This window comes from Pseudoalteromonas sp. 2CM28B (assembly GCF_023161935.1).
In genome coordinates, this window is sequence record NZ_JALNTH010000028.1 from 15,461 (window position 1) to 38,360 (window position 22,900).

Annotated in this window: 19 protein-coding genes and 1 pseudogene; 16 read left to right on the forward strand and 4 right to left on the reverse strand. The window is 40.9% G+C overall.

The window, feature by feature from the left end:
• Positions 1–21: 21 nt before the first annotated feature.
• From MTN96_RS26455 to ruvX, 6 genes and pseudogenes are all read left to right on the forward strand, one after another.
• Positions 22–915: a hypothetical protein gene (locus MTN96_RS26455; protein WP_036980180.1), complete on the forward strand. Its 894-nt coding sequence runs from the start codon at positions 22–24 to the stop codon at positions 913–915.
• A 77-nt stretch (positions 916–992) separates the two neighbouring features.
• Positions 993–1,461: pseudogene (locus MTN96_RS26460) on the forward strand (hypothetical protein).
• Positions 1,462–1,532: 71 nt separating this feature from the next.
• Complete coding sequence (gene rsmE, locus MTN96_RS26465; RefSeq protein ID WP_069439861.1) at positions 1,533–2,267, forward strand: 16S rRNA (uracil(1498)-N(3))-methyltransferase; 735 nt, start codon at positions 1,533–1,535, stop codon at positions 2,265–2,267.
• A 66-nt stretch (positions 2,268–2,333) separates the two neighbouring features.
• Positions 2,334–3,284: a glutathione synthase gene (gene gshB / locus MTN96_RS26470; protein WP_013465847.1), complete on the forward strand. Its 951-nt coding sequence runs from the start codon at positions 2,334–2,336 to the stop codon at positions 3,282–3,284.
• A gap of 135 nt (positions 3,285–3,419) precedes the next feature.
• Positions 3,420–3,977 (forward strand): YqgE/AlgH family protein, encoded by a 558-nt coding sequence (locus tag MTN96_RS26475; protein WP_013465848.1) that lies wholly within the window; start codon positions 3,420–3,422, stop codon positions 3,975–3,977.
• Between the two features lie 17 nt (positions 3,978–3,994).
• Entirely contained in the window at positions 3,995–4,444 is a 450-nt protein-coding gene (gene ruvX / locus MTN96_RS26480; RefSeq protein ID WP_013465849.1) for a Holliday junction resolvase RuvX, read from the forward strand.
• Positions 4,445–4,496: 52 nt separating this feature from the next.
• On the opposite strand, the gene MTN96_RS26485 is transcribed toward ruvX, so the two are convergent.
• Together MTN96_RS26485 and MTN96_RS26490 are read right to left on the reverse strand one after the other, a co-directional pair.
• Positions 4,497–5,627 (reverse strand): PilT/PilU family type 4a pilus ATPase, encoded by a 1,131-nt coding sequence (locus MTN96_RS26485; RefSeq protein ID WP_036980184.1) that lies wholly within the window; start codon positions 5,625–5,627, stop codon positions 4,497–4,499.
• A gap of 9 nt (positions 5,628–5,636) precedes the next feature.
• Positions 5,637–6,677, reverse strand: a complete 1,041-nt coding sequence (locus MTN96_RS26490) for a type IV pilus twitching motility protein PilT (RefSeq protein ID WP_013465851.1) — start codon at positions 6,675–6,677, stop codon at positions 5,637–5,639.
• A 2-nt stretch (positions 6,678–6,679) separates the two neighbouring features.
• On the opposite strand from MTN96_RS26490, the gene MTN96_RS26495 reads away from it, so the two are divergent.
• From MTN96_RS26495 to MTN96_RS26530, 8 genes are all read left to right on the forward strand, one after another.
• Entirely contained in the window at positions 6,680–7,393 is a 714-nt protein-coding gene (locus tag MTN96_RS26495) for a YggS family pyridoxal phosphate-dependent enzyme (protein ID WP_069439860.1), read from the forward strand.
• Between the two features lie 17 nt (positions 7,394–7,410).
• Positions 7,411–8,232 (forward strand): pyrroline-5-carboxylate reductase, encoded by an 822-nt coding sequence (gene proC, locus MTN96_RS26500; protein WP_036980188.1) that lies wholly within the window; start codon positions 7,411–7,413, stop codon positions 8,230–8,232.
• Positions 8,233–8,258: 26 nt separating this feature from the next.
• Positions 8,259–8,792, forward strand: a complete 534-nt coding sequence (locus MTN96_RS26505) for a YggT family protein (RefSeq protein ID WP_069439859.1) — start codon at positions 8,259–8,261, stop codon at positions 8,790–8,792.
• A 57-nt stretch (positions 8,793–8,849) separates the two neighbouring features.
• Positions 8,850–9,293 (forward strand): DUF4426 domain-containing protein, encoded by a 444-nt coding sequence (locus tag MTN96_RS26510; RefSeq protein ID WP_036980192.1) that lies wholly within the window; start codon positions 8,850–8,852, stop codon positions 9,291–9,293.
• 2 nt (positions 9,294–9,295) lie between these two features.
• Positions 9,296–9,895, forward strand: coding sequence for an XTP/dITP diphosphatase (locus MTN96_RS26515; protein WP_069439858.1), 600 nt, complete (start codon positions 9,296–9,298; stop codon positions 9,893–9,895).
• On the forward strand, positions 9,892–11,028 hold the full coding sequence (hemW, locus tag MTN96_RS26520; RefSeq protein WP_069439857.1) for a radical SAM family heme chaperone HemW: 1,137 nt from the start codon (positions 9,892–9,894) through the stop codon (positions 11,026–11,028). The genes MTN96_RS26515 and hemW overlap by 4 nt, the downstream gene beginning before the upstream one ends.
• 37 nt (positions 11,029–11,065) lie before the next feature.
• On the forward strand, positions 11,066–12,898 hold the full coding sequence (locus tag MTN96_RS26525; protein ID WP_069439856.1) for a DUF885 family protein: 1,833 nt from the start codon (positions 11,066–11,068) through the stop codon (positions 12,896–12,898).
• 104 nt (positions 12,899–13,002) lie between these two features.
• Positions 13,003–13,662, forward strand: a complete 660-nt coding sequence (locus MTN96_RS26530) for a hypothetical protein (RefSeq protein ID WP_036980197.1) — start codon at positions 13,003–13,005, stop codon at positions 13,660–13,662.
• Here the strand turns inward: MTN96_RS26530 and MTN96_RS26535 are convergent.
• Positions 13,654–14,370, reverse strand: coding sequence for an SIMPL domain-containing protein (locus MTN96_RS26535; protein ID WP_069439855.1), 717 nt, complete (start codon positions 14,368–14,370; stop codon positions 13,654–13,656). The genes MTN96_RS26530 and MTN96_RS26535 overlap by 9 nt on opposite strands.
• 380 nt (positions 14,371–14,750) lie before the next feature.
• On the opposite strand from MTN96_RS26535, the gene MTN96_RS26545 reads away from it, so the two are divergent.
• Entirely contained in the window at positions 14,751–17,417 is a 2,667-nt protein-coding gene (locus MTN96_RS26545) for a bifunctional acetate--CoA ligase family protein/GNAT family N-acetyltransferase (RefSeq protein WP_214552228.1), read from the forward strand.
• Positions 17,418–17,425: 8 nt separating this feature from the next.
• The gene (locus MTN96_RS26550; protein ID WP_036980200.1) at positions 17,426–18,370 is read left to right on the forward strand and encodes an ion transporter; all 945 of its coding nucleotides are present in this window, start codon (positions 17,426–17,428) and stop codon (positions 18,368–18,370) included.
• A 24-nt stretch (positions 18,371–18,394) separates the two neighbouring features.
• Here the strand turns inward: MTN96_RS26550 and MTN96_RS26555 are convergent, their stop codons facing one another.
• Positions 18,395–22,900: an EAL domain-containing protein gene (locus MTN96_RS26555; RefSeq protein ID WP_248533247.1), complete on the reverse strand. Its 4,506-nt coding sequence runs from the start codon at positions 22,898–22,900 to the stop codon at positions 18,395–18,397.

The following is a 22,900-nucleotide window of genomic DNA, read 5'->3' on the forward strand; positions in this document are numbered from 1 at the left end:
GTAAATCTATTTAGGAACACCATGTCATATTTGTCATTATCTAACACTAGTTTAGTTGCGATTGCTATTAGTTTTGTGGTTATTTGTGTCATCATCATCAGTTTAAGAATTGTTACTCAAATAAAAGCAAAACAAGCACTTAAAGAAGAGTTGGCGCAGCATGATAACTTTGCAATGGGGATTAGTTTTGCCTCTGAAATATCTGTTGTTATAGCCACCATGGCGTTTTTATTTGATGAAATTAGTATTAGCACCGCACAATCAAATCCATTAAAAGTGATTTTGTTAATTGTGCTGCTCTTTTCATTTATAAAAATGGGGCATTTAATCCATCGTAAATGGATATTACGCCGCTTTAATGAGGAAGCCGCAATACTAAAGCAAAACGTCTGTGCTGCGCTGGTTGACTCGGGGATGCTTATTGCCAATTGTATTTTAGCGCTGGGTTTATATACATGGACACATACTCAGGGGTTTAGTAATTTATTAATTGCCTCAGTAAGCTTTTTTGTGTTGCAAGGAATGTTTGCTTTGGACAGTAAAATACGTGAATACCGCTTTGCTGAAGCAAATCAGGGCGCCTCATTGCAAAGTAATTTTGGCTTAGAAAATACCTCTATTGGTATTCGCTATGCGGGTAAGTCAATTGGATTAGCACTTGCGGCGTATGCTGGTTTATCTAGTGCGGCATTTCAAAATGGTAAAATGGTAGAAAACTTATTTACCTTGGTAATGCATTGCGGTGTGATGTGGCTGTTACTATACTGTCTAACGTATATTATAAAAATTATTTCAATGCCTAATATCGACACCGCACTTGAGGTTGATCATCAAGATAATATTGGTATTGCGTGTATTGAATTTGCTGTATTTTGTGCTATTGGTTACTTACTTATAAGTATGTTTTCAATTTAGTACCAAACTGGTTAAATTAAGCCGTTACTAAACGTCCCTATTTAATAGTCTGGTAAATTAACAGGGACTTTAGGCATATGGAAATAAAAACAGCGAGTTATCTCTTAATTGATATAGGCAATGAATTTAGCCATTCATTAAACACTATATAAATACAAATGTTCCAGCTAAAAAGACATCGTTATCACTGGGGCTAATACCCAAAAACTGGTTAAAATGATGTTTGATGAACTCGTTAAAGGTTATTGCTATTGCGATATTGAAAACGAAATAAGCATATCTGAGCTGGCCAGCTACCTACACGAACACCACAATATTCTGAGGGTACTGTTTAACCAAACAGACTACTTGCTCGCCGATGATACACAGCGCTTTTTTTATAACTCACGGCATGAAAAACGCTATATGGTTATTCAAACAGATCAAGGCTATGAAATTAAGCCCATAAAAGATGAATGCCATTCAAACCATTTATCGTGTGATACTGACACAGCTCAAACTGCACAAGAGTTAACAGCGCTTTTAACCCCCGAATATGAAAAATAAATAATTGCACCCAAGCCTTTGCTTACTTACCATAGAGGGATATAACTTCTTATGTAAAAAAGTGATTTGCCATGCGAGTGCCCCATATTTATCAATCATCACCGATTGCTCTCAACACCCCTTTAAATCTTGACGATGACGCTGCAGGCCATGTAGGTCGTGTGCTACGTATGAAAGTGGGCGAACAGGTTTCTATGTTTAATGGTGAAGGGGGTGAATTTCTCAGTGAAATTATTGAAGTGAGTAAAAAAACCGTGGTTGTTATGCCCCTCGAATTTAATCCTCATGACGTTGAATCGCCATTAAAGATTCATTTAGGCCAGTGTGTATCTCGTGGTGATAAAATGGATTTTACCATTCAAAAGTCGGTTGAATTAGGGATCACTGAAATAACACCTATTTTTAGCCAGCGATGCGGCGTAAAACTCAGCGGCGACCGCCTAGAAAAAAAACACCAGCAATGGCAAAAAATAGCCATTGCTGCTGCAGAGCAGTCCGGGCGCAACTTTGTACCAACCATTAATCCTCCCGTAGATTTAAAACACTGGCTTGAACAGCAAACCGATGCAATTAAATTAACCTTACACCCGCGCGCCGAGCACAGCATTAAAACCATTACTGTTCCTGATGGTGGCGTGCGATTTTTAGTGGGCCCTGAAGGGGGATTTACCGATGATGAAATGGCGCAAACTAAACAACAAGAATTTGTAGATATTCGCTTAGGTCCGCGAGTACTTCGCACAGAAACAGCAGCGTTAACCGTTTTAAGTGCACTGCAATTACAATTTGGCGATTTAGCTAATTGAAATAACTAAAAGCACCCACATATCAAGATTACAGTTGTAAAAAACACATAAATTAAGGCACAGCGCATGGCAATTAAGTTAGGTATTATTTCAGATCCTATTAGTGGATTTAATATTAAAAAAGACACCGGTTTTGCAATGATGATGCAAGCACAAACCCGTGGCTACGAAATTTACTACATGGAAATGGATGATTTATCGCTGCGTCAAGGCAATGCCTACGCCACTGCAGCCAAAGCTCAAGTTTTTGATAACGCTCAAAAGTGGTACCAACTTGAAGAAAAAGAAACCATAGCGCTGGCTGATTTAGACGTTATTTTAATGCGTAAAGATCCGCCTTTTGATACTGAATATATTTACGCAACGTATATTTTAGAGCGTGCAGAGCAAGCAGGCACATTAGTGATTAATAAACCACAAAGCTTGCGCGACGCCAATGAAAAACTCTTTACAGCTTGGTTTAGTGAACACACGCCAGATACATTAGTAACGCGCAGCCAAAAACAAATCCGTGAGTTTTTAGCCCAGCATAAAGATATTATTTTAAAACCGCTTGATGGCATGGGTGGCGCCTCTATTTTTAGAGTAAAAGCCGATGATGCTAATATAGGCGTAATATGCGAAACCTTAACCGAGCATGGTAGCCGCTTTGCCATGGCGCAAAATTATATCCCAGAGATCACTCAAGGCGATAAGCGCGTATTGGTTGTTGATGGTGAAGTGATTCCTTATTGCTTAGCGCGTATTCCACAAAATGGCGAAACACGCGGTAATTTAGCCGCAGGCGGTCGTGGCGAAGCACGCCCAATTAGCGAATCAGATCTTAAGATTGCAAAGGCGGTCGCCCCTACTTTGAAAGAAAAAGGCTTAATATTTGTAGGTTTAGATATTATTGGTGATAAGTTAACTGAGATTAACGTAACAGCGCCAACCTGCGTAAAAGAAATTGAAGCCGCTTACGATATTTCAATTACCGGCATTTTATTTGACGCCATAGAGAAAAAGCTTAATAAATAAATTATCACTGAACCACCTCTAAGATATAAAGCGATGACGCTTATTGTGTCATCGCTGAAAACTCGAATAAATTTTTAGTGTTAAAACATGGGACTATGCCATACTCAAGATTCAATAACTAAAAGGGTAAAACTTATGCAGTCATTAGAAAATCACTTTTTAATCGCAATGCCATCAATGCAAGACCCTTTTTTTAAACGTGCCGTCACTTATATTTGTGAACACAACGAAGAAGGCGCTATGGGATTGGTGATCAATCAGCCGATTGATGTCACCGTAGGTGAGTTACTCGACAAAATTGATATTGATAACGATAAATCTCAACATGCTGCGCAAGTGACTGTGTTTGCTGGCGGGCCGGTAAAAACAGACCGTGGCTTTGTGCTACATTCACCTAAACCTGGGTACTCGGCAAGCCAAAAGTTGAGCAGTGATATTATGATCACCACCTCAAAAGATGTGTTAGCCACGTTAACCACAGCCCAAGCACCCGAACAATTTATTATTACTTTAGGCTACTCCGGTTGGGAACAAGGTCAATTAGAGCAAGAGCTACTAGATAATAGCTGGCTGATCATTAAAGCCGATCCTAAGATAATTTTTGATACTCCAGTAGAAAAACGCTGGGAAATGGCAGTCTCTATGCTTGGTTTTGATATTGGCCAATTAAGCCCCGAAGCCGGACATGCGTAATAACATAAAAGATAAACATGACTAAAAAAACAGTAAAGCCGCAAGGTGAGCGTACAGTTATGGGATTTGATTTTGGTACCAAGAGTATTGGTATAGCTATTGGTCAAGAGCTCACAGGCAGCGCTACCAGCTTAAAAGCGGTGAAAGCCCAAGATGGCATTCCTAATTGGGATGACATTGCAGTGCAAGTAAAAGAGTGGCAACCCGATTTAATGGTTGTCGGGTTACCGCTAAACATGGATGGCACCTCACAAGAGGTTACCTTTAAAGCTAAAAAGTTTGCTAATCGTTTGCACAACCATTACGGCATTGCAGTTCATACTCAAGATGAGCGCTTAACGACTGCAGATGCAAAGGCACGGTTGTTTGAACGTGGTGGCTATAAAAATTTAGGTAAAGGTAACGTAGATAATATGTCTGCGGTGATCATTCTAGAGAGTTTTTTTGAAGCCAGTTATGGTGAATAAAGCACTTAACCCACATAAAAAAAGCGCCTAAGGCGCTTTTTTTGTATCTAGGTCATATGCCTTTGTCATCAAGGCCATCAATGGTCACACCTTGCAAAAAGCCTGCGCCTTGCTGCTCGTTATTACGTAGTTTAATCATCAAGCGTAAGTCATTTGGCGAATCCGCATGATGCAGCGCATCGGCATAATTAATACGTTGCTGCCTGTAAAGCTCAAACAGCGCTTGGTCAAAGGTTTGCATGCCCATCTCTGTTGATTTGGCCATGGTTTCTTTAATACCACCAATATTACCGTTTTTAATTAGCTCACTGACCATTGGCGTATTAAGTAATACCTCAATGGCAGCAACACGCCCTTCCCCATCAGAGGTCGGAATAAGTTGCTGAGCAATGATAGCGCGTAAATTTAATGCTAAGTCATATTTAAGCTTATCGTGCTTTTCTTTTGGTACCAAATGCATAATACGGTCAATCGCTTGGTTAGCATTGTTAGCATGCAGGGTGGCAACACATAAATGACCCGTTTCTGCAAAGCTCAACGCATATTCCATGGTTTCTTGCGAACGAATTTCACCAATTAAAATAACATCAGGCGCTTGGCGCAAAGAGCTTTTAAGTGCTGATTCAAAGCTTTCAGTATCTAAACCCACTTCACGTTGGGTAATAATACTTTTTTGATGCTCATGCACAAATTCAATCGGATCTTCTATGGTTAAAATATGGCCACGTTGATTGCGATTTCTATACCCAATAAGTGCCGCCAAAGACGTTGATTTACCGGTTCCCGTACCACCCACAAATAACACGAGTCCGCGCTTTGACATAATCACATCGGTCAATGCAGAAGGTAATCCAAGCTCTTTAACGTCGGGAATTTTAGTGACGATTCGGCGAATAACCATGCCCGCTCTGTCGCGTTGCCAAAAAGCCGAAATACGAAAGCGCCCTTCGCTAGTTGCAACCGCAAAGTTACATTCTTTAGTGTTATGAAACTCTGCTTTTTGTTTTTCACTCATCGCTGATTCGACTAATTCCAGCGCTTGCTCATCTGTTAATTTATCGTCATTAAGAGGAGTTAACTCGCCGTTAATTTTAGCGCTAATAGGAAGTTGGCTCGATACAAATAAATCAGAGCCTTTTTTGTCGACCATTATTTGTAAAAAGTGATTTAAAGATAAAGTCATAATAATTCCTTAAGCGCTAAACTGTGTCTTATCTTGCGCTTTTGTATATGCCGCTGAATGAGTGATAATGCCACGGTTAACTAAGCTTGTTAAACATTGATCCATGGTTTGCATGCCTTGCGACGCACCGGTTTGAATTGATGAGTACATTTGTGCAATTTTATCTTCACGGATTAAATTACGAATAGCAGGCGTTGCCAACATAATTTCATGTGCAGCCACTCGCCCTCCCCCTACTTTTTTTATCAGTGTTTGCGAAATAACTGCACGTAATGACTCAGAGAGCATAGAGCGGATCATATCTTTTTCTTCGCCAGGGAATACATCAATAATACGGTCAATGGTTTTAGGTGCAGAGGTCGTATGCAAAGTACCAAACACCAAGTGACCCGTTTCCGCAGCGGTCATAGCAAGGCGAATAGTTTCTAAGTCTCGTAGCTCACCAACCAAAATAACATCAGGGTCTTCACGAAGTGCGCTGCGTAGTGCATTAGAAAAGCTATGTGTATCACGATGAACTTCCCGCTGATTAATTAAGCTGAGTTTATTATCATGAACAAATTCGATAGGATCTTCAATAGTCAGCACATGATGATGCTTAGTTTGGTTAATGTAATCGACCATCGCCGCAAGCGTGGTCGACTTACCTGAACCTGTAGGGCCTGTGACTAACACTAGGCCTCGTGGGTTATCTGAAATTTGTTTAAATATTTCAGGTGCGCCTAAATCTTCAAGAGTGAGTACGTCACTCGGGATAGTACGAAACACAGCAGCAGGGCCACGATTAGAGTTAAAGGCATTTACACGAAAACGTGCTAAATTAGGGACTTCAAAAGAAAAATCCACTTCGAGATTTTGCTCATAGTCCTTACGCTGGTTATCGTTCATAATGTCATAAACCAGACTGCTGACTTCTTTATCTCCAAGTGCTGGTATATTAATACGTCGCACATCGCCATCAACACGTATCATAGGTGATACCCCTGATGATAAGTGCAAATCTGATGCTTTATGTTGCACACTAAATGCCAATAATTCGGTGATATCCATTTATGACTCCACAACTAACTGATAAATATATGGTTACAATAGCAGAACGACTCACATCCGCCTACGCTAGAATTGCAGAGGCAGCGCACAAAGCACAACGTAATAGTAACGATATTACGTTACTTGCAGTATCTAAAACCAAACCCGCTACTGATATTATGGCAGCTTATGATCAAGGGCAACGTCAATTTGGTGAATCTTATGTTCAAGAGGCTGTAGATAAAATAGCGCAACTAGACACATTTAGCGATATTGTTTGGCATTTCATTGGCCCTATTCAGTCAAATAAAAGTGCTTTAGTCGCTGCCAATTTTGCTTGGGTGCAAAGTGTAGACAGACTTAAAATAGCCAAGCGCTTAAACAGTCAACGCCCTGAGACAATGCCGCCACTGAATGTACTTATTCAAGTCAATATTAGCGAAGAAGAAGCAAAGTCTGGTTGTCACCCCAATGAAATCACTGAGCTGGCGCAATATATAGACCAATGTGCCCATTTACAGTTGCGCGGACTGATGGCTATTCCCGCTAAAAGTGACGATGCAAACACGCAAATTCAATATTTTGAGCAATTACAAACTTGCTTTGATAAACTACAGACCCAATATCCTCATATAGATACGTTGTCGATGGGGATGAGTAACGATGTAGAAGCTGCCATAGCGGCAGGTTCAACCATGGTGAGGATCGGCACAGATATTTTTGGAACACGAACTTAAAAGGTGATAACAGACATATGTCAGATAAAAAAATCGCATTTATAGGCACAGGTAATATGAGCTACGCCATCATTGGTGGCATGGTAAAAAACGGCTTTAACGCAAATAATATTATTGCGACTAACCGCAACCAAGAAAAACTAGCTAAGGTAGCTGCCGATTTCAAAGTGCAAACCACCAGTGACAATAACGAAGCTATGCGCGATGCCGATGTCATTGTTTTGTCTGTTAAACCACAAATGATGGGCGATTTATGTCAATCATTTCAAGATTCAGGTGTCGACTTTAGCGATAAATTATTTATCTCAGTCGCGGCAGGGTTAACCGTTAAGCGCTTACGTGAAATGCTTGGTCAAGATGTAAAAATGGTACGTTGTATGCCAAATACGCCATCATTACTTGGCCGTGGTGTATCTGGCTTATATGGTGCAGGCGAAACCCAAAGCGAGCATGAGTTTGTACAGCAAGTATTTGAATGTACCGGTATTGTTGTATGGGTAGAGCAAGAATCACAAATTAACGATGTGATAGCTGTTACCGGCTCTTCACCGGCTTACTTTTTCTTATTTATGGAAGCCATTGAAGAAAAAGCCAAAGCGCTTGGGTTTAGTGATGAAGACGCACGCCGCTTAGTGCAGCAAACCGCCCTTGGCGCAGCTGAAATGGCACTTAGCCAAACTGATATTAGCATTTCACAATTACGTTCAAATGTGACATCAAAAGGCGGTACCACGCATGCAGCTGTTGAGCATTTAAAAGCACAAGGTTTAACTAAAACCGTAGGCGATGCAATGGATGCGTGTATTGCGCGTGCAGTGCAAATGGAACAAGAACTTTAAAACCATTTTTTATTGAAGGTTATACTATGAATGCCATGCAATTTTTAATTAGCACCTTGTTTGATCTATTTTTAATGGTGGTACTACTGCGTTTTTGGCTACAGTGGGCAAAAGCCGACTTTTACAATCCGATGAGCCAATTTGTGGTGAAAGCCACTTCGTTTGCAGTTAACCCGCTGCGAAAAATCGTTCCGGGGCTAGGCGGGCTTGATTTAGCCTCTTTGTTGCTGGCATTTATAGTGGCTGCGGCAAAAATAAGTACCCTAATGTGGCTTATTTATAGCTCTTGGGCTATTCAACCTGTGCTTATACAGGCGCTAATAACTGTTTTAAAAGAAGGTTTAAATTTAGTCTTTTGGGTGTTAATTATCCGCGCTATTTTAAGCTGGGTAAGCCAAGGCTATAACCCAATTGAAGCGGCATTCCATCAGCTTACTGAGCCAATGTTAAAGCCTATCCGTAAAGTTTTACCGCCACTAGGAGGCTTAGATTTATCGGTACTGGTACTAATCATCGGCATTCAGTTTTTACAAATGCTGCTAATGGACCTTTTAGCTTAAGCATAACGTAATATAAAAGAGGCCTAGTGCCTCTTTTTACATACTCAGGAGTTAACTATGCAACGTTTAATAAAGTTTTGTTTTATTGCTTGTCTCGCTTTAGCATTTAATGCGCACAGCGCACAAGAACAAGGCGCTCAATATAAAGAACTAGGCCCTTGGCAAGTTCATTATATAGCCTTTCCATCAACGTTTATTCAGCCACAAATAGCCAAAACGTACGGCCTGGAACGCAGTGGCTATAAAGGCATTGTTAATATTTCTATCTTAAAAAATGATGCTAATAAAACAGCGCAAAAAGCGACATTACAAGGCACCGCTAAAAACTTATTAGGTAACAAGCAAACCCTTAACTTTAAAGAAGTGGTTGAAGGCGATTCTGTTTATTACCTAGCACAAGTAGATTACACCAACGAAGAGATTTTACGTTTTGAAATTGAAATCCAACAAGGTAACCAGTTCCAAACATTAAAATTTCAGCAAAAATTTTACGTAGATTAAATATGACCAACACCTTAGTACTTGCAACCGGCAATCCCGGCAAAGTAAATGAGCTGGCTAACATGCTCAGCTCGCTTAACATTAATGTAGTACCACAAAGCGACTTTAATGTCAGTGACGTGGCCGAAACAGGCACCACGTTTGTAGAAAACGCGATAATTAAAGCGCGTCATGCAGCTAAAATAACTGGATTACCGGCTATTGCTGATGATTCGGGATTAGAAGTTGATAGCTTAAATGGCGCACCCGGTGTTTACTCTGCTCGCTTTGCAGGTAAAGGCGCAAGTGATCAAGATAATATCGATAAATTACTGGCTGATTTAGGCGATAACCCTAACCGACGCGCTCGTTTTTGGTGTGTGTTAGTACTGATGCGTCACGCCGACGACCCTACCCCACTTATTTGCAGTGCTAGCTGGGAGGGCGAAATTACCCTTAGCCAACACGGTGAAGGTGGCTTTGGCTACGATCCTATCTTTTTTGTGCCATCAGAAAATTGTACCAGTGCAGAGCTTACAAAAGCGCAAAAAAATGCCCTAAGTCATCGTGGGCAAGCACTTAAAATGTTACTGCAAGAGCTACAACACAAAGGCGGCCTGTGAACCTTCCTCCACTGAGTTTATATGTGCATGTGCCATGGTGCGTGCAAAAATGCCCTTATTGCGATTTTAATAGCCACGGGCAAAAAGGTGACATCCCTGAAACTGAGTATGTACAGCATTTAATCGACGATTTAAAAGCTGATTTACACTTAGTACAAGGGCGTAAGATTCACAGTATTTTTATTGGCGGCGGCACACCAAGTCTATTAACCGGCGCGGCATACACCCGTTTACTCAAGGAAGTAGATAGCCTAATTGGCTTAAGCGATAACTGTGAAATTACCCTTGAAGCAAATCCCGGCACAGTCGAAACTGGCCGTTTCAAAGATTATGTAAAAGCAGGCATTAACCGTATCTCTATCGGTGTGCAAAGCATGCAGAACGATAAGTTAAAAGCTCTAGGTCGAATTCATGGTGCCGATGAAGCCAGTTATGCAGCACAACAAGCCAATGAAGCGGGATTAAATAGCTTTAATCTTGATTTAATGCATGGCTTACCAGGGCAGTCTCTTGATGATGCACTGAGTGATTTAAAACAAATTATTGCGCTCAATCCACCGCATATTTCTTGGTATCAGCTCACGATTGAGCCCAATACGCAATTTGCTTCAAAACCGCCGACTTTGCCACAAGATGAAACCTTATGGGATATTCAAGAGCAAGGCCAAGCATTATTAGCACAAGCTGGCTATCAGCAATATGAAATATCAGGGTATGCAAAACCTGGCTATCAATGCCAACATAACTTGAATTATTGGCGGTTTGGCGATTATCTTGGCATTGGCTGCGGCGCTCATGGTAAGGTCACTGATGCGAAAACGGGGGTGATAACACGCACTGAAAAAGTAAAACACCCTCGGGGCTACATGGATATTATTAAACCCTACCTGTACAAAAGCTGGCAAGTAGAGCAAGACGACTTAGCGTTTGAATTTTTTATGAATCGCTTTCGTTTAATAGAGCCATGCCCTATAAATGATTTTAATGCGCTGACGCAGCAACCACTGCAAAGCCAACAGCATGCACTAGATAAAGCCATTAATGCCGGTTTACTAACAAAAACAGACAGCCACTGGCACGTTACACTCCAAGGCCAACGTTTTTTAAATGATCTACTTGCGTTATTTGTTTAGTGACAATAATAGGTTTCTAACAACAAAAGGGAAACGAATGCGTAAACTTACTTTAATTGCTGCCACCATCAGCGTGGCACTGCTTGCCGGTTGCCAACAAGCAACACAACAATCAACGTCTGCACCGGCGGTTCAAGCTCAACCTGTACAAAGTGAAATTGATAAAGCGAATGCTTTTTTTGAAGACACTTTTAATCGTGATGTAATGAGTAGCCCAGTTTATCAAACCTATATGGGCATCAAAAAAGATTACGATAAATGGGATGACAACAGCGAAGAAAAAGCGCTAAAAGACTTGGCACAAACTAAAGCCGATTTAGTCACGCTCAACAACATTGACCGTGCGCAATTAGATGCAGCTACTCAAGTAAGTTATGATTTAAAAAAACAAGATTTAGAAGCCAGCATTGCTGATTTCAAATGGCGTTACCATAACTACCCAGTAAACCAAATGTTTGGTACACATTCTATGGTGCCGGCTTTTTTAATTAACCAGCATCAAATTAGCAACGTAAAAGAAGCCAACGATTACATTGCCCGTTTAAACGGGGTTCCGGGTGTATTCGAACAACTGATTACCGACTTAGAAATTCGCGCCAATAAAAACATCATCGCCCCTAAATTTGTATTTCCACACGTGATTGATTCAAGCAAAAACATCATTAAAGGTGCGCCGTTTGAACAAGGTGAAGATTCAACTCTTTTGGCTGACTTTAAACGTAAAGTGAATGCATTAGAAATCGACCAAGCTGAAAAAGATGCACTTATTAGTGAAGCGACTGATGCATTAAAATCGGCAGTTAAACCTGCTTACTCTAAGTTAATCAACTACATTGCACAGTTAGAAAAACGTGCTGATGACCGTGACGGTGCTTGGAAATTCCCTGATGGCGAAGTGTTTTACAATAACGCACTGAAACGCACCACCACGACAGACCTTACAGCAAAAGAGATTCACGCCATTGGCCTTGCTGAAGTATCACGTATTCATGATGAAATGCGTGCCATTAAAGATAAAGTCGGCTTTGAGGGCGACTTAAACGCCTTTATGCAGTTTATGAAAACCGACAAGCAATTTTATTTAGCTAACACTGAAGCTGGTAAAGCGCAGTACCTAAGCGAAGCTAAAGGCTTAATTGATAACATGAAAACACGCTTAGATGAGCTGTTTATTGTAAAACCAAAAGCCGACATGATTGTAAAACGTGTTGAAGCATTCCGTGAAAAAGCGGCAGGTAAAGCGTTTTATCAGCAACCTGCGCCAGATGGTTCTCGCCCAGGTATTTACTACGCCAACCTATACGACATGGAAGCAATGCCTACTTACCAAATGGAAGCCTTGGCTTATCATGAGGGGATTCCGGGTCACCATATGCAAATTGCCATTTCACAAGAACTTGAAGGGGTACCTAAGTTCCGTAAATTTGGTGGTTACACAGCCTACATTGAAGGCTGGGGGTTATACTCAGAATTACTACCAAAAGAAATGGGCCTTTACGAAGACCCGTATTCAGATTTTGGTCGCTTAGCCATGGAATTATGGCGTGCATGTCGTTTAGTGGTTGATACCGGTATTCACGCAATGAAGTGGACTCGTCAAGAAGGTATTGATTACTACGTTAACAACACTCCTAACGCGACTTCTGACGGTGTGAAAATGGTTGAGCGCCACATTGTAATGCCATCTCAAGCAACGGCTTACAAAGTAGGTATGCTGAAAATTTTAGAACTACGTGAAGATGCTAAAATGCAACTTGGCGATAAGTTTGATATCCGCCAGTTCCACGATGTAGTGCTTAAAAATGGCCCTGTACCATTAAACGTACTAGAAAACTTCGTTAATGAGTGGATTGCCAGCAAACAAGCTTAATTTTTAAGTATTTACTTAAAGGTATAAAAGGTCGCAATTGCGGCCTTTTGTTTTATAAAGCAAAAAATTAAGCTAGGATAAAGTTGGAACTCAAGGAGAACAGAATGGATCTAAGCATACAGCTACTCAATGCGCGTATTAAACAACAGCAGTTTGATGAACTAGATAACGATTTTAAAAAGCTCACTGAGGCACAGCAAGTAATACAGCTTAATTACCTGTTTGAAAGTGCGCTACGCATGAGTATTAAATACGATTTTATGCAAAACATCGCCATGCGTATTTTAACCACCAATACGCCACCAGCGCCGTTTATTGAAAAACTAACCAGTTTAGATGCGCTGAGCTTTTTTACGCCTGCACTTAAATTAAATAAGGGGTTTATTAGTACAGACGACACTGGCAATAACGCCCTGCATAATGTATTTAAGCAAGCAATGCCCACACAACTGCCTTTTAACTATGTTCGCTCGTTGATGTTATTTGAATCTAATGAAGAGTTACTACATGCGTTAGCACATACAAATAAGCAAGGGCTCACTCCGGTTGCCAGTTACATTGCCTATGCACATAAGCCAAACTTTCCGATAAAACATGAATTTTCGGCCTTGCTCGCATTAATGGAAATAGAGCAAAAACAAAATCCTGCAGCAAAATTACAAATACTTGAGGCATTAAAAAATAATCCCCCAAGCGAGATAACCTTGCTACTGAGCGCCGCTTATTTACAGCGCTCTACTGAACAAGTGGCGGCTCTAATCTGATAAGTAATATTCTACGCTGGTAACAACACGTACGTTTTTAATTTGCGGCGTGTTTGAATCCCGATCGCTAATGCTAAACTGCCCTTGGCGAGCGGTTTTAATTTTACCTAAGCGTGAATTTGAATCTTTAGCAAACTTATCTGCCACTTCACGAGCTTTTTCTGTGGCTTCTTGCACCATGGCTGGTTTTATATCGTTAAGCCCAGTAAAAATATACTCAATACGGGTTTGATAGTTGTCTTGCACAATAGCTATATTTTGTTTAGCTAACTGACTCACTTTGCTCAGTGCGTTTTTAACTTTATCAGGAGCATTTGAATACACAATAATATTTGAGCTAATAACATACCTAAACTTTTGATTATCATTCGCGTATTCACGGGCTTGCTTATCTATAATAGATTGAGTACCTGTCGATATTTCTTGATCATCAAAGCCGTGTAACTTTAAAAAAGCAATCACCGCATCATTTTTTTGCTCAACTCGCTCAACAAGCTTTTCAAGATTGTTGTCGGCATCGTTAAACTGTAAAGGCCAAATAACGGTATCTGCCACAACTTCACGTTCAGCTAACCCTTTTACCTGCACCGTGCGCTCCATCCCTTTAATATCAAGCGCAGCCCCTTTTACAATAAAACCCAATGCAATTAGGCCAATGCTTAAACACGCCGCTGCCATAACAACGCTTAAATTCGATATTTTATTCACCTTAATCTCCTTGATTAGGGTCTGTTGACCTTTGCGGATTAAAACTTGTTCAAACTAGGGGCGATTTAATCGCGGCGCGAGGTTTGTAACCTAGTGGGCTAAGTAAAAACCGAGCAACAAAGAGTAAATCGCCCCTAGGCAGAACCCTTCGGGCAGCGCCTGTTTGGCATTGATGCTGCGTTATCGCCTATTTATGGGGAATAACCACACCACATAGGCTCTGCCTTGCCTAAATACCAAACAGACTGCTGCAAGTTTAACCTTGAAAGGTCAACAGACCCTAATATCAATAATAAGCACGTTCACGCTCGAAAAAACATAATAAACAGGTTACATTGAAAGGGTATAGATAGCAAAACTTAATCAGCCAAGGAAACGCAATGAGTCTAAAACGTATTAGCCAGTTTTTTAATCCAAGCTCAGTCGCTGTTATTGGGGCATCAAACACCCCTACTCGGGCTGGTAATGTGGTAATGCGTAATTTATTACAAGGCGGGTTTAAAGGGCCCATCATGCCCGTTACCCCCAATCATACTGCGGTGCATGGCGTATTAGCTTACCCAAGTATTGAGGCTCTCCCCAAAGTACCTGATTTAGCCGTTATTTGTACCAATAAAAACACCTTAATGAAAATTATTGAGCAGCTAGGTACGCTGGGGTGTCATAGCGCTATTATTATTGCTGATGGCCTAACAAGCGCGCAAAAACAAGAACTTAAAGATAATGCTGTGAAGCATAAGGTAACGCTGCTTGGCTCAAATTGCTTAGGGTTACTTATTCCGCATATAGGTTTAAACGCGAGTTTTTCGCACACTGTTGCCACGCCAGGTAAACTGGCTTTTGTGTCGCAATCAGCGGCTGTTTGTTCAACGATTCTTGATTGGGCTAAAAATAAAGAAATTGGCTTTTCATACTTTATATCTATGGGAGATTGTTTAGATATTGAGTTTGACGAAATACTCGACTTTTTAGGCCGCGATGCTAAAACCAAAGCTATCCTACTTTACATAGATAACATTAATGATATTCGCAGCTTTATTTCTGCCGCGCGTGCGGCGGCATTTTCTAAGCCCGTAATTGCTATTAAAACGGGCAGAACCAGTGCAGGCGCTCTTGCTGCTGAAATACACACCGGCGGAAAACAAAGCTCAGATGCAGTATATGATGCCATGTTTCAACGCGCAGGGATGTTAAGAGTAAATGATTTGCGCGAGCTTTTTGCCGCCACTCAAACCTTAGCAATGCACCCCAAATTATTGCAAGTAGAGCAGCTAACTATACTAACTAATGGCGGCGGCCCTGGAGTGATGGCCGTTGATGAACTTATTCAAAGCTCAGGTAAACTTGCTCAGCTTAGTGATAAAACGCGCGAAGCACTCAATAAAGTGATCCCACATTCAGACACAACATCCAACCCTGTCGATATATTTGGCGATTCTGCGCCAGTGCGTTACAAACACGCATTAGAAATACTGCTTAATGCTAAAGAAGTTAAAAACTTACTGATCATTCATACTCCATCGGCATTGGCCCCGAGTGAAAATTACGCTCAGGTTATTGTTGAGGCACTAAACAAATTACCAAAAATGGCACGCCCGTATGTGATCACTAATTTCATGGGAGAAGATGCCGCCTTCGCAGCCAGACGCATCTGCGCAAATAACGCCATCCCGACCTATCGTACCCCAGAAGGCGCAGTAGGTGCCTTTATGCACTTGGTAAGCTATCGTCGTAACCAAAAACATTTAACCCAAACGCCAGAATCAAACACCGATGATGCGACTATTAATAAAGTAGCAGCGAAAGCAGCTATTAAAGAGTTTTTAAATGATGAGCAACATTACTTATCAACCCATCAAGCGAGTCAAATTTTAAGTAGCTACGGTATAGACTGTATCCAAACTGAAGTAGCCTACACCCCTACTGAGGCAAAAGAGCAAGCAATAGAGCTAGGTTTTCCGGTCGCATTAAAGTTGATGAGCCCCAGCATTCCCTCTAAGTCTGAAGTCGGTGGCGTAGTACTCAACCTCAATGATGCGCAAGAGGTAGAACAAACGGCATTTGCCATGCTGTTAAGAATAAAAAACACCTACCCTGATGCTATTATTGATGGCTTTTCGTTACAAAAAATGGCGCCTAGAGCAGGTGCCAATGAGCTGCGCATAGCCATTAAAACAGAGCCTAATTTTGGGCCAGTTATTTTATTAGGTGAAGCTGGCACAGGGCTTGAGTACGCTCAAGCGGCGGTGGCCTTGCCACCACTGAATATGAACCTAGCTAAATATTTAATTGCCGCCGCCCATGATAAGGGAGTCCTTAAAGATCGCATTCTGCCAGAAAAAGTAGATAAATATCGTTTATGTGCGCTACTGACCCGAATTTCTCAACTCGTTGTTGATCAACCTGATATCACCTCATTAGAGCTTAATCCTATTTTAGCCAGTAATGGGCAGTTTTTAGTCCTTGATGCCACCATGAACCTAAATCAGTATCAGGTTCAGGCGCACCGAAAACGTTTATCAATCCGCCCTTATCCTATTGAGTTGGTTGAAACGGTGACCCTAAAAAATAAGACCTTAGCAACGCTCAGACCAATCAAACCAGAAGATGAGCAAGCACATCAAGAGTTTGATCGCTCCTTAAGCAAAGAAGATAGGTACAAGCGCTTTTTTGGTGAATTGCCACAATTTAACCATGATCAACTCGCTAAAATGACGCAAATTGATTACGACCGCGAAATGGCGTTTATTGTTACCCAAACACAAGACGAGCAACAACACACATTAGGGGTTTCGCGAGTGATTATGGATCCCGATAATTTACAAGCAGAGTTTGCCATTGTGGTACGTTCTGATTGCCAAGGGCTTGGGTTAGGGCGTATTTTAATGAACGCGGCTATTTCTCACTGCAGACGCCAAGGCGTGAAAACGGTTGAAGGTATCACACTGCCAGAAAATACCGGCATGATTGAGTTAGCTCGTAAACTCGGATTTAAAATAAGTCGTGATTTTGAAGAAGGCAGTATCAATATGCTGCTCACATTATAATAGGTACTATGCGTAAACTAAGACAAACCATAAACCAAGTATTTGAAGCGTCAGGTAAGTATCAGCGAGCGGGACACATTTTAGATATCATACTGATCAGTATCATTATGATTAATGTGGTGGCGATTGTACTTGAGTCGGTGCGCAGCATCGCAACCGAGTACTATAGCGAGTTTTTAATCTTGGAGCTGGTATCAGTGGCTATATTTAGTGCTGAATACCTAATACGTGCTTGGACCTGTGTCGATCGCGTAAAGTACGCCTCCATGAATTGCTCAAACACACAAAAACGGATTCGATATATTTTATCACCTCTGGCAATTATCGATTTAATTGCCATTTTGCCTAGTTTATTAATGTTTTTCTTTGCTATCGATTTGCGTTTTTTACGGGTACTGCGGTTGTTGCGGGTATTTAAGCTCACTCGTTATTCACGAGCAATGCAATTGTTATTGCAGGCGTTTATTGATGAGTCGAGTTCATTACTGGCGGCATTTTTTATTATGTCTGTGTTACTTATTTTAGCCTCTTGCGGTATTTATTTATTAGAGCACGACATTCAACCAGACAAGTTCGGCTCTATTCCTGCTGCCATGTGGTGGGCAATGGCAACCCTTACCACGGTTGGTTATGGTGATGTTGTGCCTATAACGCCTATTGGTAAACTATTTGGTGGCGTAATCACGTTGGTGAGTATGGGGATGGTTGCCATACCAACCGGTTTATTAGCGTCGAGTTTCTCAGAGCAAATACGCAAACGTCGCCAGCTCTTTGAAGATGCCACCCACGAGAAAATAACCGATGGTAAGCTCACTGATGAGCAGATGCATCACCTTGAGGAGTTACGCTACAAACTAGGGCTAAGTAAGCTAGAGGCCAATAAAGCAATAAAAGCGGAGCTAAATAAACGCAGCTCACACTTATTTTGCCGTCACTGTGGTAAACGTCCTTAATAAAATAATGTATTAAGCGGCGCTTTAAGCTTGTGAGAATACAGGATGCCAATCGTGCTCAATAAGCTCAAGCACCTGCTCTTTAGGCACCGCTTTACTAAACAAGTAACCTTGAAAGTAGCTACAACCTTGCGCTTTTAAAAAAGCCAACTGATGTGCGCTTTCAACCCCTTCAGCAATGCACTCTTTACTTAAACTGCTTGCTAAAGCTAGTGTAGATTGAATAATCGCTTCGTTATCCGAATCAATACCAATATCTTGCACAAAGCTACGATCTATTTTTAATACATCAATCGGAAAGCGCTTCAAATAAGTTAACGAGGCATACCCTGTTCCAAAATCATCCATGTACAACTTACAGCCTAGTTGCTTTAATAAGTCCATATTTTTAAGCGCATGTTCTGAGTCTCGCATTAAAATAGACTCTGTTATTTCAAATACAATAGCCTCGGGCGGCAGTGCTGCATTGTTTAGTGCTTGGCGAATTTCAGGGACGAGTCCGATAAATTCAAAATCCAGTGCTGAGAGGTTAATTGATAGGTATAGATCAGGACACACTTTACGCCAACGAGCTAACTGCACCAAAGCACGCTTAAATGTTTGTAGCATTATTTTAGTGATTAAACCTATATTTTCAGCTACGTTTGCAAACTCTTGTGTACTCGCTAACTGATTATCAGGCCAGCGTAGTAACACCTCAAAGCCCACTGTTTTTTGCGTAGACGCATTAATAATGGGTTGATAATAATTACAAAATTTATGTTCATGATAAGCTTTGAACAACTGTGATTCTAAATGCATCGCCTTTTCAACACGTTGATTCATTTCTTGTTTGTAAAACTTATAACACCCTTCCAAGCCATCTTTAGCATAATAAAGCGCCACATTTGATGCTTTCAATAGTGCTTTATAATGCGCGGCATCATCAGGGAAAATAGCCACACCAATACTTAGGTGCACATTGACGCTTTGCTGATTCATAACAATGTCTTTACTCACGCAATCCATTAGTTTGGTGCATATAAGTAATACTTCTTCTATTTGCTGAATATCTTCAACTAGAATTACAAATTCATCACCGCCTAAACGCGCGACGCTATCACAAGGGCGCAATGCTGTTTTCAAGCGGTTTGCCACCAGCTTTATTATCTCATCGGCGTTTTCTGTACCAAATGAATCATTAAAATACTTAAACCGTTTTATATTAACGTGTAACAAAGCCACTTTACACTGATGGCGGCGCGCCTGATCGATGGCATGTATAGCTCTGTCGTTAAACAAGGTTCTATTTGGCAGCCCTGTAAGTGAATCGTAATTAGCTAGTATGTGCAGTTCGCTCTCAGCTAACTTTTGTGCATGAATATCCGTTAAAATAATCACGAAACTACTCAGCCTTTGGCTTTCATCAGCCACGGCGCTTATTTTAACCAGTACATGGCGTTGCTCTTTGTTTGCCAGAACGACAGTGTCTTCACATGAAAAATGTTCGCCCACTTCAAGCTTTTGCATAATTCGTAAATAATCAAAATAGCTACTGCGGGACATTCCCAAGTTAAGCGCACGGGTTGAACGAGGCTCTGCTGATAAGCCAAAAGCGCTTTGCAGCGATTTATTTGAGGCACGTATATTAAAGTTTTTATCTAAGATAAACACCCAATCTCGGGTTTGTTCAAACGCGGCGGTAAATAACCGTGCATGCTCTTCAAACACCCTTTCACGTGTCATATTGGTATACGTACCGGCTACTTTTTGCGGCGTTTTTTTATCCCATTCAACCACCTTGCCAAAGTCTTTGTACCAGCGCCAATGACCTTTGGCGTGGCGTAATCGGTAGGTACAATTAAAATACCCTTTATCTGTTGATAAAAATTCTAACCACTCCAACCTAAAAATAGCACGCTCTTGAGGGTGAATTTTTTCTAGGTAGTCATCTAAACTCACCGAGTCATCTTCGTAGCCTAATTCGTTGACTAATCTAGGCTGATAAATATTTAACTGGCTCGCCTGCCAATCCCATACCCCGGACTCACTTCCCTCTAGTGCAAGCTTTAAACGCGCTTCACTGTCTTGGCTTTCTTTGTGTGCTGCCAATAAGATACGCTGTATTTTGTTGCGCCTCATTACCCATGCAGTCACTATGGTGATCAATAAAATGGCATAAAGCGCTAAAAAGTATGGAGCACGCCATAGCGGATATTTCACTTTAATATTTAACGTTGCTGGCGCAGTATAGTCGCCGGTCAATGGATCTTTTGCCCAGACTTTTAACTGGTAACTGCCTGGGTTTAATTTAGGAAACACCACCCGATTATTTCGGGTATAACTTTTTTTACCTTTATCGAGCTGATATTCATAAATAATGCGCTCTTGGAAGCTGAATGACATCGCTGAAAATGCAATCTCAAGCCCGATATCATCATGGTTTAAAGTGATATTTTTTAATGGCTGCTGTAAATTTATAGACAAGTCCCGAGACATTAAGTTGATGCGCGTGATATTGACCTGCTCTAATAAACCTTGGCTATTTTTATTGTCTTTAGGATCAAAGTAGGTAAAACCCTTGAGGCTACCGAAGGCAATTCGACCATCCGCTAACTTAGCCATAGCGCCATTATTAAACTCAGCAGAGAGCACCCCATCTGATGTTGTAAATTGCTGAAAATGAATTGTTTCAGGATTTAGTCGCCATATTCCTTTATGGCTACTCATCCAAATCATTCCCTCTTCATCAAGAACCATATCGTACAACAAGGTGCCTAGCTTATTTTTATCTAAATCAATTGTGTGCACTAACTCATAGGTCGTTGCATCTATACCAATCAGCCCAAAATTAGATAACGATAGCCAAAGTATGCCTTGCCCATCTACCACGTAGGAAAGAATACTAACGGCTACATTTTCATGGTGTTTAGGCACTTTATAAATGGTGTTTAAACTTAAATCATTGGGGTTAAATTGATATAAAACGCCACCACTAAAAAATAATGGCTTCTCGGGTTGATGCGGTAATGGAGGTAAAAAGCCATGCGCTAAAAAAGGGTCAAATTGTGCTAATTCGCCTTTTAAGTGAACTAATTGTCGGCTATCAATATTATATTTAAACATACCATGATCTGGGTGTACAAAATACAAATCCCCGTTTGGTAGCAATGTCAGGCCATGCATCCAATCATTTAAAAAAACCTGATTGGTAGGACTGTTAGTTTTTGGTTGGGTAAGTTGCTGAGTTTGCGGGTCAAAAATGAATAATCCTCGGTTTGAGTGCAGCCAGAGTTTATCTTTGTAAGGCATAATTTTGAAAATAGTAAACTCTGTGGTCAGTAAATCGACTTTATAATCTTTTAAATACACCTTCGAGCGATTACTTTTTAAATCAACCGCAGTTAAACCATTGTGTGTGCCTAACCATAGCTTTTCTTGGAACTCCTTAATTGACCATACCGAATGATGTGATAAACCATCCCCAATCAGTGCATTTCCCTCTACATTATAAAACTTGTAATTGTCGCCCGATAAATAAAACGCACCATCGGTTTTAGTGGCTAGCCACATTCCGCCCGATTTATCTTTCACCATATCAATAATACTGTTATCGGCGAGGGTGTACTTACTCTGCTGGATACGTTTATTTTTTACCACTTTTTTAGTAGTTAAATTAAAACAAAGCAGGCCTTTATCTGTTGCTAAATCGAGCACTCCTTGCTGATTATCAATATCCCAAACATTCAAATCGGCCAGTAATTTTTGGCTTGTAAATGATTGTTCGCGGTTGTTAAACATTACCTCTAAATTACTAATATCAACAGCGTATAAGCCCTTAACCGCACCTACAAGCAACTGATTATTATTACCTAGCGCAAATGATTTCACATTATTTTGATAAATATGTACATCCGTTTCACTCAAGTGCTCGAGTGGCCTTACCTGCTGTGTTGCGATGTTAAAAACATACGCACCGTCTGTGCTACCTATAAAAATATAACCGTTATAATGAAACAAAGTACGCACAAACGCATTTTCAAATTGCTCAGGAAGTGTAAATAAGGAGGTAATAGAGCCGTTGTCTATATCGAGTTTTGCAAACTCTCGGCCTTGTCCAATCCATAAGGTTTTATCATCGGTGGCTAACATAGTAAAAACGGACTGCTGTAGTATTTGCTCTTCTGTGACAGGTTTTTCTATGTATTGTTGGTAGGTATCCGTTTTCGGATCGTATCTGAACAAGCCTGCTAATAAGGAGGCAATCCAGATATGCCCTTGCTGATCTTGATATATGCGATCAATGTTCGCCTCTTCTAACTCACCATTAGGGCCATTGATTGTAATAACTTGATAGCCATCGTAACGGTTAAGGCCCCCTTCAGTAGAGAGCCATAAATACCCATTGTTATCGATAAGCATGGTATTAACGTAACTTTGAGATAAGCCTTCGCTTGGGGATAATCGTTTTACTTGCGCTGTTACTTCAACGCTTATGAGCATAAACAGCACAAATATGGCTGTGATAAACCCATTAATACTCATACCCAT